Origin of the sequence: Streptosporangium sp. NPDC000239 (assembly GCF_040300765.1) — a bacterium.
In the GTDB taxonomy this organism is placed as follows: Bacteria; Actinomycetota; Actinomycetes; order Streptosporangiales; family Streptosporangiaceae; genus Streptosporangium.
In genome coordinates this window covers 71,124-88,976 of sequence record NZ_JBEPEI010000001.1, presented here as the reverse complement: position 1 = coordinate 88,976, position 17,853 = coordinate 71,124, and the positions used below count along the sequence as shown (strand labels likewise).

General features: G+C 70.2%; 16 protein-coding genes. 2 read left to right on the top strand and 14 right to left on the bottom strand.

The window, feature by feature from the left end:
- Positions 1-39 precede the first annotated feature (39 nt).
- The 12 genes from ABT340_RS00375 to rimP form a co-directional block, all read right to left on the bottom strand.
- Entirely contained in the window at positions 40-1,350 is a 1,311-nt protein-coding gene (locus ABT340_RS00375; protein ID WP_352008456.1) for a M16 family metallopeptidase, read from the bottom strand.
- On the bottom strand, positions 1,347-3,665 hold the full coding sequence (locus tag ABT340_RS00370; RefSeq protein ID WP_352008455.1) for a polyribonucleotide nucleotidyltransferase: 2,319 nt from the start codon (positions 3,663-3,665) through the stop codon (positions 1,347-1,349). Before ABT340_RS00370 ends, ABT340_RS00375 begins: the two co-directional genes overlap by 4 nt.
- A gap of 318 nt (positions 3,666-3,983) precedes the next feature.
- Positions 3,984-4,253, bottom strand: a complete 270-nt coding sequence (gene rpsO, locus ABT340_RS00365) for a 30S ribosomal protein S15 (RefSeq protein ID WP_352008454.1) — start codon at positions 4,251-4,253, stop codon at positions 3,984-3,986.
- Between the two features lie 184 nt (positions 4,254-4,437).
- Positions 4,438-5,400, bottom strand: coding sequence for a bifunctional riboflavin kinase/FAD synthetase (locus ABT340_RS00360; RefSeq protein WP_352008453.1), 963 nt, complete (start codon positions 5,398-5,400; stop codon positions 4,438-4,440).
- Positions 5,401-5,645: 245 nt separating this feature from the next.
- Positions 5,646-6,545, bottom strand: coding sequence for a tRNA pseudouridine(55) synthase TruB (truB, locus tag ABT340_RS00355; RefSeq protein WP_352008452.1), 900 nt, complete (start codon positions 6,543-6,545; stop codon positions 5,646-5,648).
- Between the two features lie 63 nt (positions 6,546-6,608).
- The gene (locus ABT340_RS00350) at positions 6,609-7,607 is read right to left on the bottom strand and encodes a DHH family phosphoesterase (RefSeq protein ID WP_352008451.1); all 999 of its coding nucleotides are present in this window, start codon (positions 7,605-7,607) and stop codon (positions 6,609-6,611) included.
- Positions 7,604-8,086, bottom strand: a complete 483-nt coding sequence (gene rbfA, locus ABT340_RS00345; RefSeq protein WP_352008450.1) for a 30S ribosome-binding factor RbfA — start codon at positions 8,084-8,086, stop codon at positions 7,604-7,606. Before rbfA ends, ABT340_RS00350 begins: the two co-directional genes overlap by 4 nt.
- Positions 8,087-8,149: 63 nt before the next feature.
- Complete coding sequence (locus ABT340_RS00340; RefSeq protein ID WP_352008449.1) at positions 8,150-8,449, bottom strand: DUF503 domain-containing protein; 300 nt, start codon at positions 8,447-8,449, stop codon at positions 8,150-8,152.
- Between the two features lie 124 nt (positions 8,450-8,573).
- The gene (gene infB, locus ABT340_RS00335; RefSeq protein ID WP_352008448.1) at positions 8,574-11,681 is read right to left on the bottom strand and encodes a translation initiation factor IF-2; all 3,108 of its coding nucleotides are present in this window, start codon (positions 11,679-11,681) and stop codon (positions 8,574-8,576) included.
- Between the two features lie 142 nt (positions 11,682-11,823).
- Positions 11,824-12,126, bottom strand: a complete 303-nt coding sequence (locus tag ABT340_RS00330) for a YlxR family protein (RefSeq protein WP_352009435.1) — start codon at positions 12,124-12,126, stop codon at positions 11,824-11,826.
- Positions 12,110-13,117, bottom strand: a complete 1,008-nt coding sequence (gene nusA, locus ABT340_RS00325; RefSeq protein ID WP_352002912.1) for a transcription termination factor NusA — start codon at positions 13,115-13,117, stop codon at positions 12,110-12,112. Before nusA ends, ABT340_RS00330 begins: the two co-directional genes overlap by 17 nt.
- An 11-nt stretch (positions 13,118-13,128) precedes the next feature.
- A complete protein-coding gene (gene rimP / locus ABT340_RS00320; protein ID WP_352008447.1) occupies positions 13,129-13,629 on the bottom strand; it encodes a ribosome maturation factor RimP in 501 nt (166 codons plus the stop codon).
- Positions 13,630-13,818: 189 nt separating this feature from the next.
- Here rimP and ABT340_RS00315 point away from each other — a divergent pair, with 189 nt between their 5' ends.
- Both ABT340_RS00315 and ABT340_RS00310 read left to right on the top strand, forming a co-directional pair.
- On the top strand, positions 13,819-14,346 hold the full coding sequence (locus ABT340_RS00315; RefSeq protein WP_352008446.1) for a hypothetical protein: 528 nt from the start codon (positions 13,819-13,821) through the stop codon (positions 14,344-14,346).
- On the top strand, positions 14,343-14,816 hold the full coding sequence (locus ABT340_RS00310) for a ferritin-like domain-containing protein (RefSeq protein WP_352008445.1): 474 nt from the start codon (positions 14,343-14,345) through the stop codon (positions 14,814-14,816). Before ABT340_RS00315 ends, ABT340_RS00310 begins: the two co-directional genes overlap by 4 nt.
- 86 nt (positions 14,817-14,902) lie before the next feature.
- Here ABT340_RS00310 and ABT340_RS00305 read toward each other — a convergent pair whose 3' ends face one another.
- Together ABT340_RS00305 and ABT340_RS00300 are read right to left on the bottom strand one after the other, a co-directional pair.
- Positions 14,903-16,645 carry a proline--tRNA ligase gene (locus tag ABT340_RS00305; protein WP_352008444.1) on the bottom strand — a complete coding sequence of 581 codons (1,743 nt, stop codon included), beginning with the start codon at positions 16,643-16,645 and terminating at the stop codon, positions 14,903-14,905.
- A 465-nt stretch (positions 16,646-17,110) separates the two neighbouring features.
- Entirely contained in the window at positions 17,111-17,704 is a 594-nt protein-coding gene (locus ABT340_RS00300; RefSeq protein WP_352008443.1) for a hypothetical protein, read from the bottom strand.
- Positions 17,705-17,853 lie beyond the last annotated feature (149 nt).

The window sequence follows — 17,853 nt, the reverse complement described above, 5'->3', positions numbered from 1 at the left end:
CGGCCGTCGCGCAGGGCGGCCGGTCACACCGGTGGAAGCTCAGACCAGGAGCGGGGAGAAGTCCCGGCCTGCGTAGGGTCCGACGACCGCCAGGGTCATCGGACGCCGCAGGATCTCCTGGGCCACGGCCTGGATGTCGTCGAGGGTGACGGCCTCGATGCGGCCGAGCACCTCGTCGACGGACATCAGGCGGTCGTGCACCAGCTCGCTCTTGCCCAGCCTGGACATTCGCGACCCGGTGTCCTCAAGGCCGAGCACGAGGCCGCCGCGCATCTGCCCCTTGCCGAGGACGAGCTCCTCCTCGGTGATGCCGTGCGCGACCACCTGCGCCACCTCGGCCTGCGCCACCTTGAGGACCTCGTCGATCTTGGGCGGCAGGCAGCCGACGTAGACACCGAACTGGCCGGTGTCGGCGTAGGCGGAGGTGTAGCTGTAGGCGGAGTAGGCCAGGCCCCGCTTCTCCCTGATCTCCTGGAACAGTCGCGACGACATGCCGCCGCCGAGCACGGCGTTGAGCACGCCCAGGGCGAAGCGGCGCTCGTCGTTGCGGGCCAGGGCCGCGGTGCCCAGCACGAGGTTCGCCTGCTCCGTCGTCCGGTCGAGGACCGTGACGCCGGAACGGTAGGGGACCTCCGCGCCGCCCACGCGGGGCGGGGCGTGCCACTCCTCACCGCCGAGCGCGCCCGCCCGCTCGTAGGCGGCCGCGACCAGTTCGACGACGTACTCGTGGCTGACGTTGCCCGCGACCGCGACGACCGTGTGCGAGGGCAGGTAGTAGCGGTGGTAGTACTCCGCGATCCGGTCACGCGACAGCGCCTTGATCGACTCGACCGTCCCGAGGATCGGGCGGCCGACGGGCGTGTCGCCGTACAGGGCGGCGGAGAACTGCTCGTGCACCACGTCCGAGGGGTCGTCGTCGTGCATGGCGATCTCCTCCAGGATCACACCACGCTCGGCCTCGACGTCCTCCGGGGTGATGAGCGAGGAGGTGATCACGTCGGCGAGGACGTCCACCGCCAGCGGCAGGTCCTCGTCGAGGACCCGCGCGTAGTAGCAGGTGTACTCCTTGGCGGTGAAGGCGTTGATCTCACCGCCGATGCCCTCGATCGCCGCGGAGATCTCCAGGGCGTCCCGCGTTGGGGTTCCCTTGAACAGCAGGTGCTCAAGGAAGTGGGAGGCCCCCGTGTGCTCGGGGGCCTCGTCCCTCGATCCGATGCCGACCCACATGCCGACCGCGACGGAACGCACGGTCGGCATGGACTCGGTCACCACCCGGAGCCCACCGGGGAGGACGGTGCGCCGCACGACCCCGGCACCGTCTTTGCCGGGGTGCAGAGTGGTGGTCGTCACGAGTTGCGGTCTTCCCCTCCACGGCTCGCACCGCTGCTGCGGGTGCGGGTACGGCGGCGCGGGGCGGCGTCCTCGCGGGGCCTGTCCTCGGCGGGCGCCGGGGACTCGTCCCCGTCGGCTCCGGACTCGGCCTTGGCCGCGGCCTCCTTCTCGATGACCTCGACCGGGACCAGGGAGAGCTTGCCGCGCGAGTCGATCTCGGCGATCTCCACCTGGATCTTCTCCCCGACGTTCATGACGTCCTCGACGTTCTCGATGCGCTTGCCGCCGTGCAGCTTGCGGATCTGGGAGACGTGCAGAAGACCGTCCTTGCCCGGCATGAGGGAGATGAAGGCGCCGAAGGCGGCGATCTTGACGACCGTGCCCAAGTAGCGCTCGCCGACCTCCGGCATGTGCGGGTTGGCGATGGCGTTGATCGCCGACCTGGCCGCCTCGGCGGACGGGCCGTCGGTGGCGCCGATGTAGATGGTTCCGTCGTCCTCGATCGTGATCTCGGCGCCGGTGTCGTCCTGGATCTGGTTGATCATCTTGCCCTTCGGGCCGATGACCTCGCCGATCTTGTCGACCGGGACCTTGATCGTGATGATGCGCGGAGCGGTGGCGTTCATCTCCGCCGGGGAGTCGATCGCCTCCTGCATCACGTCGATGATGGCCAGACGGGCGCCCTTGGCCTGCTTCAGCGCCGCGCCCAGGACCGAGGCGGGGATGCCGTCGAGCTTGGTGTCGAGCTGCAGGGCCGTGATGACGTCCTTGGTGCCGGCGACCTTGAAGTCCATGTCGCCCATGGCGTCCTCGGCACCGAGGATGTCGGTCAGCGTGACGTACTGGTCGCCCTCGTTGATCAGGCCCATCGCGATGCCCGCGACGATGCCCTTGAGCGGGACACCCGCGTCGAGCAGCGACATGGTCGAGGCGCAGACCGAACCCATGGAGGTCGAACCGTTGGAGCCGAGCGCCTCGGAGACCTGACGGATCGCGTAGGGGAACTCCTCGCGGGTCGGCAGGACCGGCAGCAGCGCCCGCTCGGCGAGCGCGCCGTGGCCGATCTCGCGGCGCTTGGGAGAACCGACGCGGCCCGTCTCACCCGTGGAGTAGGGCGGGAAGTTGTAGTTGTGCATGTAGCGCTTGGTGCGCTCCGGGTTGAGCGTGTCGATCATCTGCTCCATGCGGAGCATGTTGAGGGTGGTGATGCCCAGGATCTGGGTCTCACCGCGCTCGAACAGGGCCGAACCGTGCACCCGGGGCACGACGTGGACCTCGGCGCTGAGCTGCCGGATGTCCTTGACGCCGCGGCCGTCGATGCGGACGCCCTCGGCGATGACCCGCTCGCGCATGAGCTTCTTGGTCAGCGACCGGAACGCCGGGCCGATCTCCTTCTCGCGGCCCTCGAAGTCGGGGGCGACCTTCTCCAGGGCCAGCGCCTTGACCCGGTCGAGCTCGACCTCGCGCTCCTGCTTGCCCGCGATGGTCAGCGCGGCGGCCAGTTCGCTCCTGACCGCGTTGGTCACGGCCTCCAGGACGTCGTCCTGGTAGTCGAGGAAGACGGGGTACTCGCTGACCTCCTTGGCCGCCACCTTGGCGATCTTGGCCTGGGCCTCGCAGAGCACCTTGATGAACGGCTTGGAGGCGTCGAGGCCCTGCGCCACGGTCTCCTCGGTCGGCGCGACGGCGCCCTCCGCGACGAGCTTGAGCGTGTCACGGGTGGACTCGGCCTCGACCATCATGATGGCGACGTCGCCGTCGTCGAGGACCCGGCCCGCGACGACCATGTCGAAGGTGGCGTTCTCCAGCTCGGAGTGCGTGGGGAAGGCCACCCACTGGCCCTCGATCAGCGCCACCCGCACGCCGCCGATCGGCCCGGAGAAGGGCAGCCCGGCGAGCTGGGTGGACAGGGACGCGGCGTTGATCGCGACCACGTCGTAGAGGTGGTTGGGGTCGAGCGCCATGACGGTGGCGACCACCTGGACCTCGTTGCGCAGACCCTTGACGAACGACGGGCGCAGCGGCCGGTCGATCAGACGGCAGGTGAGGATGGCGTCCTCGGAGGGACGGCCCTCACGCCGGAAGAACGAGCCGGGGATGCGGCCCGCGGCGTACATCCGCTCCTCGACGTCGACCGTGAGCGGGAAGAAGTCGAAGTTCTCCTTGGGCGACTTGGACGCCGTGGTCGCGGACAGGACCATCGTCTCCTCGTCGAGGTAGACGACGGCGGAGCCTGCCGCCTGGCGCGCGAGCCTGCCGGTCTCGAACCGGATGGTACGCGTGCCGAAGGAGCCGTTGTCGATTACGGCTTCACTGCTGTGGACACCCTCCACGGGGACCTCCTTTGATCGGTCGCCCGCGTCCCCCAGGCACGCGTCTCGCGCCTGGGTCGTCTTTTCCTGCCGGCTCCCCGTAGGTGCAGCGCCGGTCTTCGATTGAAGCGCCCGGTTCCGTACGGCTGATGCCATGATGACCGGGGGCCACTACCGAGGACCGGCCCTCCGACGCCGTGGGGCGCGCTTGCTGTGCGGACGCGGGGCACTGTCTCGGCTATTCAGTTTGCTCACACCGGGGGTGTCTTTACGGCGCGACGCGCCGACACCCCCCGTATGAGATGAAGGGAGCGGCGCGAGCGCCGCTCCCCGGTGAACCTATCGGCGCAGGCCGAGCCGCTCGATGAGCGAGCGGTAACGCTCGATGTCCTTGTTCTGCAGGTACTTCAGCAGCCGGCGGCGACGGCCGACGAGCAGCAGCAGGCCGCGGCGGCTGTGGTGGTCGTGCTTGTGCAGCTTCAGGTGCTCGGTGAGCTCGCTGATGCGCTTGCTCAGCAGCGCGATCTGCACCTCGGGGGAGCCGGTGTCGGCCTCACCCTTGGCGTACTCTCCGATGATCTGCTTCTTGGCGGCGGTGTCGAGCGACACGTCTCTCCTCGGACTCTGCGGGCACGCGGGTATACAGGTGCCCGAACGACCGTGCGTGCCTACAGTCGCCGTGGCGGGCCAGCGCCCGGGGTGCGATACCACCGGTTACAGAGCTGACACGCCAGATTACCACCGGGCCGGACGGACGCGCACATCCCACGCGCCCGGCGGGACACCGGAGCCTTTACGGCGTTTCGCGGGTGATGCGGCGGGCCTCGTCCACGTCGGCGCGCATCTGCTCGATGAGCGCCTCGACCGAGTCGAACCTGAGGTTGGCGCGCAGCCGCCGCCCGAAGTCGACGGCCACGTGGGCGCCGTAGAGATCGAGGTCGTCACGGTCGAGCGCGTAGGCCTCGACCGTGCGCGGCACCCCCTCGAAGGTGGGGTTGGTGCCCACGGAGATCGCGGCGGGCCAGCGCTCCCCGCCGTAGACGGCGGGCAGGTTGCCGTTGGAGACCCCCTGCAGCCAGCCCGCGTAGACGCCGTCGGCGGGGATCGCGGTGTGCTCGGGCGACTCGACGTTCGCCGTCGGGAAGCCGAGCTGCCTGCCCCGCTGGTAGCCGCGCACGACCACTCCCTCGACCCGGTGCGGACGGCCGAGCGCGACGGCCACGGCCTCCATGTCGCCCGCGGCGAGCCGTTCGCGGATGAGGGTGGAGGAGATCGCCTCCCCGTTGCTCACCAGCGGGACCGCCTCCGCGACGAAGTCGTACTTCTCACCGAGGGTCTGCAGCGTCTCGACGTCGCCCGAGGCCTTGTGACCGAAACGGAAGTTCTCCCCGACCACGACGCCCGCCGCGTGCAGCCGGTCGACCAGCACGGTCTGCACGAACTCGTCCGGGCTCATGTGGGAGAAGTCGAGTGTGAACGGCAGCACGCAGACCGCGTCGACACCGAGACCGGCGAGCAGCTCGGTGCGGTGCCTGCCCGTGGTCAGCCTCGGGGGATGCGTGCCGGGGCGCACGACCTCCTCGGGATGCGGGTCGAAGGTCACCACCACCGAGGGAAGGCCGAGCCTCCCCGCCAGCGCCACGGCGCGGGCGACCATCTGCTGGTGCCCCAGGTGAACCCCGTCGAAGACGCCGATCGTGACGACGGACCTGCCCCAGTCTTCGGGCACGTCGTCCAATCCGTGCCAGGCTCGCACCGTGACCTCTTCCCGTTGTAGCGGATCGATCCCTAAAGCCTGCCATGCCGCCCCGGCTTCGCTCCAATCGGGGAGCCCGGTGGAGCGAACAGAAGATCCTTTTACCGGCCGCCGGGTCGTGTGACGCGGGAACAGGCCCTGGACCCGGCGTGTGCCCGGCCGCGGAGCGTGACTCCGGGGGTGTGGACCGTGATCTCCTCGAAGCCCGGGCCGGTCGCGGTCGCGTCCGGGTGAGCCCGCGGGGATCAGGGCACGAAGACCGCCAACGACCTGGTCAGCCTCCCCCGCTCCTCGACCAGGGCCAGCAGCGTGCCGTCCGGCCCGAAGACCCCGATCGGCCCGTCGCCCAGCCCCGCCGCGGGCAGCCTGCCACCGTGCGCGACGAGACCGGCCTCCTGCTCGGTCACGTCACGACGCGGGAAGGCCGCCGCGACCGCCTCCGCCATCGGCAGGATGACGCAGTCTGCCGCGAGCCGTTCGATCGTGCGGGCCGCCGACAGGTCGTACGGCCCGACCCGGGTGCGCCGCAGGGCGGTCAGGTGGCCGCCGACGCCGAGCGCGGTCCCCAGGTCGCGGGCGAGTGCCCTGATGTAGGTGCCGCTGGAACAGGTCACGGAGACGTCCACGTCGAGCAGGTCCCCCTCGCGCCGGATGTCGAGGATCTCGAAGGCGGAGACGGTGACCGGCCGGGCCTCCAGTTCGACCTCCTCGCCCGCCCGCGCCCGCTTGTAGGCCCGTTCGCCGTTCACCTTGATGGCGCTGACCTGCGGCGGGACCTGCATGATGCGCCCGGTGAGGGCCGCGACGCCCTTGCCGACCTCCTCGGCGGCGATCCCGGCGGCCGAGGCCGAGGCGACGATCTCCCCCTCGGCGTCGTCGGTGTTGGTCGACTGACCGAGCCTGATCGTGCCGTCGTAGCCCTTCTCGGTCAGCGCCAGGTGCCCGAGCAGCCTGGTCGCCTTCTCCACCCCGATCACCAGCACCCCGGTCGCCATCGGATCGAGGGTGCCCGCGTGCCCGACCTTCCTGGTGCCCGCGACGCCGCGCATCTTGCCGACCACGTCGTGCGAGGTCCACCCGGCGGGCTTGTCCACGATGATCAGTCCGCTCGGCGGCGGGGTGCGCTTGACGCGAGCCGTGCTCATGGGAGTCCTCATCAGGAGAAGAGCTGTGTGCGAAGAGGCCGCGCCGGCGGCACGGCCCGGGAACTACAGGAGGGCGCGCAGGCTCTCCATGGTCTGCTCGACCGGCAGGTGGGAGGTGAACCCGGCCGCCCGCGCGTGCCCGCCCCCGCCGAGCGCGGCGCAGACCCGCGCGACGTCGACGGCCCCCTTCGAACGGGTCGAGACCTGCCAGGCCCCGTCGTCGTCCTCCTTGAGGATCACGGCCACGTCAGCCTCGTCGGTCCGCCTGACCACGTCGATGATCCCCTCGACCTCGTCGTAGGGCAGGTCCTGGGCGGCCCGGTCCTGCCTGGTGACGAACGTCCAGACCAGCCCCGGCCCCGTCGAGGGTTCGAGCACCGCCCGGTCGAGCGCGGCGCCGAGCACCCGGAGATAGCCGAACGGCGAGCGGTCCCACAGCTCCCTGGCGATCTTCTCGGGGTTCAGGCCGGTGGCCAGCAGCCTGGCGGCCATGGCGTGCGCCCGCGGCGTGGTCGAGGAGTGCCTGAACGATCCGGTGTCGGTGACCAGCCCGGCGTACAGACAGGTCGCAACCTGCCTGCCGATCGGCAGGCCAAGCCGTACGAGCAGCTCCTCGGCGAGCACGGCGGTCGCCGCCGCCTCGGGATCGACCAGGTTGAGCGTGCCGAACCCGGTGTTGGAGGCGTGGTGGTCGACCACGACCAGTTCCCTGGCCTTGCCCGCGTTGGCGGCCAGCGTGCCGAGCCGGTCGGCGACGGGGACGTCGAACGTCATCATCAGCTCGGGCACCGCCGGGTAGGCCGCCGGCTCGACCAGCAACTCCTGGCCGGGCAGGAAGCGCAGCAGCCGGGGAACCCGGAACCTGCGCTCCCCGAAGGAGGCCGTGACCCGCTTGCCCTCCGCGCGCAGCGCCATGCCGACGGCGAGCATCGAACCGAGCGCGTCCGCGTCGGGCGAGATGTGGCAGGCCAGCGCCACCTCGTCCGCGGCCGAGACAAGCTCGACGGCCCGGTCCCAGTCGCGCTCCGGCACCGGGTCGCTCTCACGCGGGTCGGAGGTCACGTCGCGGGGCGTCCCGCCTGCTCGGCCGGCTCGTCCTCGTCCTCCTCGGAAAGGTCGCTCTCCTCGGCGGGCTTGCGGTACGGGTCCGCCTCCCCCGCGTGCCGTGCTCCGGCGGCCTGCTTGGCGATCTCGGCGTCCCTGACCTTCGCCTCGGCGAACAGCCCGTCCAGGTGGCGGGCGCTGTCAGGGAGCGGGTCGTGGGTGAACGTCAGCGTCGGCGTGTGACGCAGACCGGTCTGACGCCCGACCTCGGACCGGATGAGCCCCTTGGCGCTCTCCAGGGCGGCCGCCGAGTCAGCCCGCTCCGCCTCGGAGCCGAACACGGTGTAGAACACCGTGGCCTCGCTCAGGTCGTTGGTGATCCGAGCGTCGGTGACGGTCACGAAGCCCAGCCTCGGGTCCTTGATCCGACGCTCCAGCATCTCCGCGACCACCTGCTGGATGCGGTCGGCGATCTTACGTGCGCGTGCGGCGTCCATATTCGCTCCCCCCTTCTCACAGTAACGACCGGGCACGACAACTCCGCGACCGGTCGCTCCGTGCTAGTCCTCGTCCTCGTTGTAGAGCCGTTGTCTCGCCGACAACAGCTCGATCTCCGGGTGGAAGGCGATCAGTCGCTCGCAGTCGTCCAGCACCGCACCGCAGTTGGACGCGGTCGCGGAAACGACGGCGATCCCGATCTCGGTACGGCGGTGCAGATCCAGATGTCCGGTCTCCGCGACGGCCACACCCGGGAACCGTCGCTGCACCTCGGCGATGATGGGACGCACCACGGAGCGCTTCTGCTTCAGCGAACGGACGTCGCCGAGCAGGATGTCCAGTGTCAGGGCACCTACATACATTGGTCAGTCACCAGCCGCGGCTCTGACGCACGCCGTCCGGCCCGGGGCCGCCGCGGCTCCGGGAGCCGCCCACGCTGTGGGCGGCTCCCTCGGCCGTTACGGTGCCCGTGCCGGACCGGTGGCGTCAGACGCGCGGCTTCTCCCGCATCTCGAACGTCTCGATGACGTCGTCGATCTTGATGTCGTTGTAGCCGACACCGATACCGCACTCGTAGCCCTCACGGACCTCGGTCGCGTCGTCCTTGAACCGGCGCAGCGAGCTGACCGTGAGGTTGTCGGAGATGACGACACCGCCACGGATGATCCGCGCCTTGCTGTTCCGGACGATCGTGCCCGAACGGACCAGCGCACCGGCGATGTTGCCGATCTTCGGCACCTTGAAGACCTCGCGGACTTCGGCGGTGCCCATCTGGACCTCTTCGTACTCGGGCTTGAGCATGCCCTTCAGGGCCGCCTCGATCTCCTCGATCGCCTGGTAGATGACCGAGTAGTAGCGGATGTCGACGCCCTCGCGCTCGGCCAGGTCGCGTGCCCGGACCTCCGGGCGCACGTTGAAGCCGATGATGACGGCGTTGTCGTCCGCGACCGCCAGGTTGACGTCGTACTCGGTGATCGCACCGACGGCGCGGTGGAGCACCCGCAGGCGGACCTCGTCGCCGACGTCGATCTTGAGCAGCGCGTCCTCAAGGGCCTCGACCGAACCGGAGACGTCACCCTTGATGATGAGCTTGAGCTCGTCGACCTGGCCCTTCTCCATCTCGCTGAAGAGCTCTTCGAGCGTACGGCGACGGCCGGACCTGGCCATGTCCGCGATGCGCTTGCGAGCCGCCCGCTGCTGGGCGATCTGCCGGGCCATCCGGTCGTCGGTGACGACGATGAAGTTGTCACCGGCCCCCGGCACCGCGGTCAGACCGAGCACCTGGACCGGACGGGACGGGTCGGCCTCGTCGATCAGCTTGCCGTTGTCGGCGACCATCGCCCGGACGCGGCCGAAGGCCTCGCCACAGACGATCGAGTCACCGACGCGGAGCGTGCCGCGCTGGACCAGCACGGTCGCGACCGGGCCGCGGCCCTTGTCGAGGTGCGCCTCGATGGCGACGCCCTGGGCGTCCATCGTCGGGTTGGCCCGCAGGTCGAGCTCGGCGTCCGCGGTGAGCAGGATGGCCTCGAGCAGCTCGTCGATGCCGGTCCCGTTCTTGGCGGAGATGTTGACGAACATCGTGGTGCCGCCGTACTCCTCGGCGACCAGGCCGTACTCGGTGAGCTGGGCCCTGACCTTGTTGGGGTCGGCGCCCTCCTTGTCCACCTTGTTGACCGCGACCACGATCGGCACGTCGGCCGCCTGCGCGTGGTTCAGAGCCTCGATCGTCTGCGGCTTCACACCGTCGTCCGCCGCGACGACCAGGACGGCGATGTCGGTCACCTTGGCACCACGGGCACGCATGGCGGTGAACGCCTCGTGACCCGGGGTGTCGATGAAGGTGATCCTCCGGTCCTCGCCCTCGTGCTCGGTGGAGATCTGGTAGGCACCGATGTGCTGGGTGATGCCACCGGCCTCCCGCGCGACCTCGTTGGTGTGCCGGATCGCGTCGAGCAGCTTGGTCTTACCGTGGTCGACGTGACCCATGACGGTCACCACCGGCGGACGCGCGACCAGGTCGCCCTCGTCGCCCTCGTCCTCGCCGAACTCGATGTCGAAGGACTCGAGAAGCTCGCGGTCCTCCTCCTCCGGGCTGACGACGAGCAGGTTGTAGTCCAGCTCGGCGGCCAGCAGCTGCAGCGTCTCCTCGTTGACCGACTGCGTGGCGGTCACCATCTCGCCGAGGTGCAGCATGATCTGCACCAGGGACGCCGGGTTCGCGCCGATCTTGTCGGCGAAGTCCGCCAGGGAGGCGCCACGCGACAGACGGATCGTCTGACCGCCACCACGGGGAGCCTGCACGCCGCCGATCGCCGGGGCCTGCATGTTGTCGAACTCCTGACGCCTCTGGCGCTTGGACTTGCGACCACGGGTCGGACGTCCGCCGGGACGGCCGAAGGCGCCCGCCGTACCGCCGCCACGGCCACGGCCACCGCCGCCACCGGGACGACCGGCGAAGCCGCCGCCACCGCCACCACCGGGACCACCGGTTCCGGTGCCGGGACGACCCGCGCCGCCGCCGCCACCGGGACGACCGGCGAAGCCGCCGCCACCGGGACGACCGCCGCCGCCACCGGGACGACCGGCGCCGCCGGGACGACCGCCGCCGGGAGCACCGGGACGCCCGCCGCCGGCGGGAGCCGGACGGCCCTGGGGCATCATCATCGGGCTGGGCCGGGGGCCGCCGGGACGCGGACCACCCGCGCCCGCGCCGCCACCGGGACGGGGGCCACCCGAAGGAGGCCCGGGACGCGGACCGCCGGGACCGGCCTGACCCGCGCGCGGAGCGCCGGGACGAGGCCCGCCGTCACGCTGACCCTGCTGCTCGCGGGGCCCGCGGTCCTCACGCGGACCGCCGGGACGCGGACCCCTTTCGGGGCCGCCGCCCTCACGACCGGGACGCGGCGGACGGGCCTGGCCCATGCCGCTGGCGTTCGAGGAGAACGGGTTGTTGCCGGGGCGCGGCCCCGGACGCGGGCCGGGACGCGGGCCCGGCTTGGGGCCACCCGCAGCGGGGGCACCCTGACCGGGACGAGCGCCCTGACCGCCACCGGGACCGCCGGAAGGACGGCCCTCGGTACGGGGGGCGGGTCCCGGACGCGGTCCCGGACGCGGACCCGGCTTGGGGCCGGGGGCGGCGGGACGGGGTGCCTCGAACCTCGGCGGCTGGACCGGCGAGGGCGGCTGCTGAGGCTGCGCCTGCTGCTGAGGCTGTGCCTGCTGGGGCTGGGGAACCGGCGGGGCCTGAGGCGCGGGGGCCGCGGGACGTGCCGCGGCGGGACCCGGCCTGGGGCCCGGCTTGGGAACCGGTCCCGGCTTGGGAATCGATGCCGGCGACGGAGCGCCGTTTCCGGCCTGGCCTCCGGCCGGCCGGGGTGCCGCCTGCGGCGGCCTGGGCGACCTGTTGCCGCCCCTGTCGGACGAACCCTTGGGGGGACCGCCCAAAGCTTCCGTGAGCCTGCGGACTACCGGTGCTTCGATAGTCGAGGACGCCGAACGCACGAACTCGCCCATCTCCTGGAGCTTGGCCATGACGACCTTGCTCTCCACACCGAACTCCTTGGCGAGCTCGTATACCCGGACCTTCGCCACTGCACTCCCTTACTCGGCCCGGGAGGCTGTGCCGCCGGACCGTCGTTACGTAGACGTACTCATCGCCGCATGCTCATCAGGCGCTCATAGCTATCTGACCAGCCCATCAACTCGGCGTCCTACATGACAGTTGGCAACCATTTCACCCGTTCCTTTCGGAGTGGAGCCCTTCCAGGTGTTCTCGCACTCGCGAGACGTCAAGCGGGGCCGCGGCACGAAACGCGCGCGGAAACGCTCGGCGACGCTCGGCGAGATCGAGACAGCTCAGGGAGGGATGCAGTGAAGCACCACGCCCTTGGAGCCGTCGTCGCAGGTCAGGGACGATGACGCCCTCGACCACCACCAGGCGGAGCAGCTCGGAGGAAACCGTGCGAACCCGACAGCCCACACAGGTTCTCAGTGGGGCCGCCCGGTCACCATATTCCAGCTTACCGTGTGGACGCATCTGCGGAACCGGCCGCATCCCCCGCTTGTGTATCGGGACGGATGTCGATGCGCCATCCGGTCAGGCGATTGGCCAGCCGGGCGTTCTGCCCCTCCTTGCCGATGGCGAGGGAGAGCTGGTAGTCGGGAACGATCACACGGGCCGCGCGCCCCTCGGGGTCGATCACCTCGACGTGGGAGACACGGGCAGGCGAGAGGGCGTTGCCCACGAACTCCGCCGGGTCCTCCGACCAGTCGATGATGTCGATCTTCTCGCCGTGCAGCTCGGCCATGACGTTGCGCACGCGCGAACCCATCGGGCCGATGCAGGCACCCTTGGCGTTGACGCCGGGGCGCCGGGAACGGACCGCGATCTTGGTGCGGTGACCCGCCTCGCGGGCGATCGCCGCGATCTCGACCGTACCGTCGGCGATCTCCGGAACCTCCAGGGCGAAAAGCTTCTTCACCAGCCCGGGGTGGGTCCGCGACAGCGTCACCGACGGTCCCTTGTGGCCCTTCTTGACCTGGACCACGTAGCAGCGGATGCGCTCGCCGTGGACGTACTCCTCGCCGGGCACCTGCTCGTTGTGCGGCAGCACCGCCTCGATCTTGCCGAGGTCGACCAGGACGACCCTGGGGTCCTTGCCCTGCTGGATGACGCCCGCGACGAGCTCACCCTCACGGCTGGCGAACTCGCCGAAGTTGATCTCGTCCTCGGCGTCCCTCAGCTGCTGGAGGATGACCTGCTTGGCGGTGGTCGCGGCGATGCGGCTGAAGTTGCCCGGGGTGTCGTCGAACTCCCTGAGCACCTCCCCGCTCTCGTCGTCGAGCTCCGCGGCGAAGATGGTCACGTGCCCTGACTGCCTGTCGAGCTCGGCACGGGCCTTGGCCGCGGCCCCCTCGCTCCGGAAGTACGCGATCAGCAGTGCGTCCTCGATCGCCTTGACGACCAGGTCGAAGGAGATGTCCTTCTCCCGCTCCAGGCTGCGCAGGACGCTCATGTCGATGTCCACGAGGCTCCCCCTTAGCCTTCGTCGCCGTCTTCGCCGTCGTCTTCGGCGTCGTCAAACCGGCGGAATTCCACCTGCACCCGTCCTCGGGTCAGGTCCTGATAGTCGATGCGGCGGGTCACGCCGTCGACGTCGATCTCTACGCCGGTGTCGTCCGTGGCGACGATCCGGCCCTCAACCAGCGTGCCGTCCCGCAGGTCGACCTTGACCAGCCTGCGCACCGCGCGGCGCCAGTGACGCGGCTCGGTGAGCGGCCGGTCGACCCCGGGAGAGGAGACCTCAAGCACGTACGGCGTCGCGCCCATCGCGTCACCGTCGTCCAGCGCCGTGGAGACGGCGAGGCTGACCTCGGCGACGTCGTCCAGGCTCACGCCGCCGTCACGGTCGACGATGACACGCAGCAGACGCCGCTTGCCCGCCGGTGTGACCGTGACGTCCTCCAGGTCGAGCCCGAAGGAGCAGGCGACAGGTTCCAGCAGCTTCATCAGGCGGTCGCGGGATGTGGCGCTGCCCATGCCGACCTCCCATTGTCACGATCTAAGCGGGCGGACCTCGCCCTTGCGGTTCACCAGCCTATCCACACCGGGGCGTGGAAAGAGCGCCACTCGGTGTGGCGAAGCCGTCCGAGAAGCGCGGTGATTGTGATTCCAAGCCCGTACGATGCTAGATGCGTCAGCAGCCACATCCATAACCGGAGGTCGTCCGTGCGTTCCGTCTCCCGGCGCTCCCTGCTGCGGGGCGGCGCTCTCGGAGTGGCCGCCGTGACCGTGGCCGGATGCGCCACCGGCAGGCCCGTGTCCTCACCCTCGCCCACCGTCGAGCAGCCGGACCCGGAGATCATGCTGATCAGGCAGCTCATCACGGGCAAGGAGCGGACGATCGCGCTCTACTCCTCGGCCGCCTCCGACAGGCTGACGCCCTTCAGACGACGGCACGAGGCCCACCTCGCCGAGCTCCGCCGCCGGCTGCCCCGCGAGAGCGCGCCGGTCTCTCCCTCCCCCTCGGGGGCCCCGGCGACTCCGGCCGCCTCGGCGTCCCCGGGAGTCTCGGAAACCGCCGGGCCGGACTCCAGGAAGGCGGTCTCCGTCAGGAGCCTGCGTGACATGGAGCGTGAGTCGGCGGCCCTGCGACCACGTCAGCTCGACGGGGTCTCCCCCGCGCTGGCCCAGCTGATCGCCTCCATGGGCGCCTGTGAGGCCGCGCACGCCCTGGCCCTTTCGAGGCCGCTGTGAGGAGCCAGGACCTTGAGACGGCCCTGGCCGCCGAGCACGCGGCCGTCTACGCCTACGGGGTCATCGGCGCCAGGACCACCGGCTCCCTGCGCGCGACCGCGACCGCCGCCTTCAACGCGCACCGCGCCCGCAGGGACCAGCTGCGCGCTTTGATCACGGCGTCCGGTGGCGTCCCGGTCGAGCCCGACCCCGCCTACCGGCTTCCGGTCACCCCCTCGACGCCCGCCCAGGCCGTCGAGCTGGCCACGCTGGTCGAGCGGGGCGTCACGGCCGCCTACCTGGAGCTCACCGCCTCCTCCGACACCGCCGTCCGGCGGATGGCCGCGCTGGCCATGCAGGAGTGCGTCACCCGCTCCTACGGACTGCGCCCGGAGATCGAGGCCTTCCCCGGCATGCCCGCCGCCCCGGCCCCGGCCCCGACCGTCTCGGGCACCCCCGGCGCACCGTCCTCCTCCGTCCCGCCGTCCTAGACACACGCCCCGTACGGCACGGCCTCGCGGGCACGCCGAAGAGGCGGGCCACCCCACGGGTGACCCGCCTCGTCCAAGCCTTCCGGTCAGGCGCCGCAGGCCGCCAGAACACGTTCGACGGCCTCGTCGACGGGGATCTCCTCCTTGACGCCTCCGGCGCGGTCACGCAGCTCGGCGACCCCCTGGGAGAGCCCGCGGCCGATGATCAGAATCGTCGGCATGCCGAGCAGTTCGGCGTCCTTGAACTTGACGCCGGGGGAGACGGAGGGGCGGTCGTCGAGCAGCACGCGCAGGCCCCTGGCGTCGAGTTCCTCGGCGATCCTGGTGGCGACCTCGATCTGGTCCTCCTTGCCGGTGCCCACGATGTGGACGTCGGCGGGGGCGACCTCGCGGGGCCAGACCAGGCCCAGCTCGTCGTGCCGCTGCTCGACCAGTACGGCCACGGCCCTGGAGACGCCGATTCCGTAGGAACCCATGGTGACGCGGATCGGCTTGCCGTCGGGGCCGAGGGCGTCGAGCTTGGCGGCGTCCGCGTACTTGCGGCCGAGCTGGAAGATGTGGCCGATCTCGATACCCCGGTCGATGGACAGGCCTGCCCCGCAGACGGGACAGGAGTCGCCCTCACGGACCTCGGCGGCCTCGATGGTGCCGTCGGGAACGAAGTCACGCCCGGCGACCACGTCGACCGCGTGCTTGCCCGGCTCGTTCGCACCGGTCACCCAGGAGGTGCCCTCGACCACGCGGGGGTCGACGAGGTAGCGGATGCCGAGGTCCTTGAGCACCTGGGGGCCGATGTAGCCGCGGACCAGGCCGGGGTGCTTGGCGAAGTCCTCGGCCTCGAAGATGGCGGGCTCGCCGGGGGCCAGGGCGGCCTCAAGACGCTTGAAGTCGACCTCGCGGTCCCCGGGGACGCCGACGACCAGCGTCTCCACCTTGTCCGAACCGGGCGTGACGACCTTGACCACGATGTTCTTGAGCGTCTGTGCGGCGGTGACGTCCAGACCGTGGTGCTCGTTGACGTAGGCGACCAGCGACTCGATGGTCGGCGTGTCCGGGGTGTCCAGCACCCGCTGCGCGGGCCGTTCCCCGGAGATCGCGGCGGGTGCGGGCGTGGTGACGGCCTCGGCGTTCGCGGCGTAGCCGCAGTGGTGGCAGGCCACGAAGGTGTCCTCACCGGTCTCCGCCGGGGCGAGGAACTCCTCCGAGGCCGAGCCGCCCATGGCGCCCGAGGTGGCGAAACAGATCTTGTAGGTGATGCCGAGCCGGTCGAAGGTCCTGATGTAGGTCTCACGGTGCTGCTCGTAGGAGCGCTTGAGACCGTCGTCGTCCAGGTCGAAGGAGTAGGAGTCCTTCATGACGAACTCCCTGCCGCGCAGGATGCCTGCCCGGGGACGGGCCTCGTCGCGGTACTTCGTCTGGATCTGGTACAGCGTCACCGGATAGTCCTTGTAGGAGGAGTACTCCCCCTTCACCATGTCGGTGAACATCTCCTCATGGGTGGGGCCGAGCAGGTAGTCGGCGCCCTTGCGGTCCTTGAGACGGAAGAGCGTGTCGCCGTACTCCGTCCAGCGGCCGGTGGCCTCGTAGTACTCCCGGGGCAGCAGGGCGGGGAAGAGGACCTCCTGGCCGCCCATCCGGTCCATCTCCTCGCGCACGATGCGCGTGACGTTCTCCAGGACTCTCTTGCCGAGCGGCAGCCAGGAGTAGACGCCGGGTGCGACACGACGAACATAACCGGCGCGGACGAGCAGTTTGTGGCTCGGGACCTCCGCGTCTGCCGGGTCGTCCCTCAGGGTTCGAAGAAACAACGACGACATGCGCAGCAGCACGGCTACTCCTAGCTAGCAGGGATCGATGAACCACAGGCTATCTATTATTTTTGCGACGCCTGGCGGCGTCGCGGGCTTGGGCGCCTCTGAGTCGGCGCTTTCCCTCGTCACTCCGTCGCTTCGCTCCTGCGTTCCTCAGTCCAAGCACCGACGCGCCCAAGCCGAAACCCTTCCCACACGGCGCCGGTAAAGCACAAGGTCAAACCCTCACTCCGGGCGTCGGAAAGCTCGATCGACTCAATCGGCCCCAAGCGTGAGGAGTTTCGGCTTGGGCCCTACCGGTGCCGTGCGTGAGGGGTGTCGGCTTGGGCCTTACCGGTGCCGTGCGTGAGGGGTGTCGGCTTGGGCGCGTCGGTGTCTGGACTGAGGAGTGAGGGAGCGCAGCGGACGAACGACGAGGGAAGACACCGACTCAGGGCGCCCAAGCCCGCGCCGCCGCAGGCGGCGCAAAAAGGCAGGGCACAACTACATACCGATCGCGAACACGAACGCCGCTGAGAGGACGGTCAGGGCCACCACGGCGCAGCGGCTCAGGGAGCGGCCCCTGCGTAGTGCCAGGAGCAGTCCGATCACGAACACGGCCACGAGGAGGGTGTCCCAGGGCCAGAATCCCCGGACGTACTCGGGGCCTCCCCGGAGGGTTTTGTCGAGCCCGTCGATCGCGACGATTCCAACGAGCGCGCCGCTGGCCAGGTCGCCCCACACGTCACGTCGTCCGCTGAAGTAGGCGAGTACTCCGAAGGTCGCGAGGGTGGCGACGGTGAGGTTCACCGTCGGGCCGTTGCTGCCGAGGACCATTCCCGGCCCTCTGGCGGTGAAGTTGAGCAGGTTCGCGCCCGACTCGAAGATCGTGGCGGCCAGCAGTGCGATGAGGGGGCCGAAGCTCGCCAGCGCGCTGGTCAGGGCGGCCCAGCCGAATCCCGCGGCGGTGCGTCCCACGATCACGACGAACAGGACGTACGCGTACGGCTCGTAGAGCGAGTGGATCAGTTGTGGCCCGTAGGAGAGCAGCGCTCCGGCCGCGCCGAGGATCATGCCGACCAGGAGGGAGAGCACCATGTGCAGAAGGATTGCCCGCTCCTGCCGGTCTCCGGCGAGGTAGTCGTATTCGAGCGTATGGTCCGATCCCGCCAAGGTCAGTGATCCCCCGATCGCATTGCCCCCATAACCATGCAAAGCATATCTGACCTGCAAGAATGACCCAAATA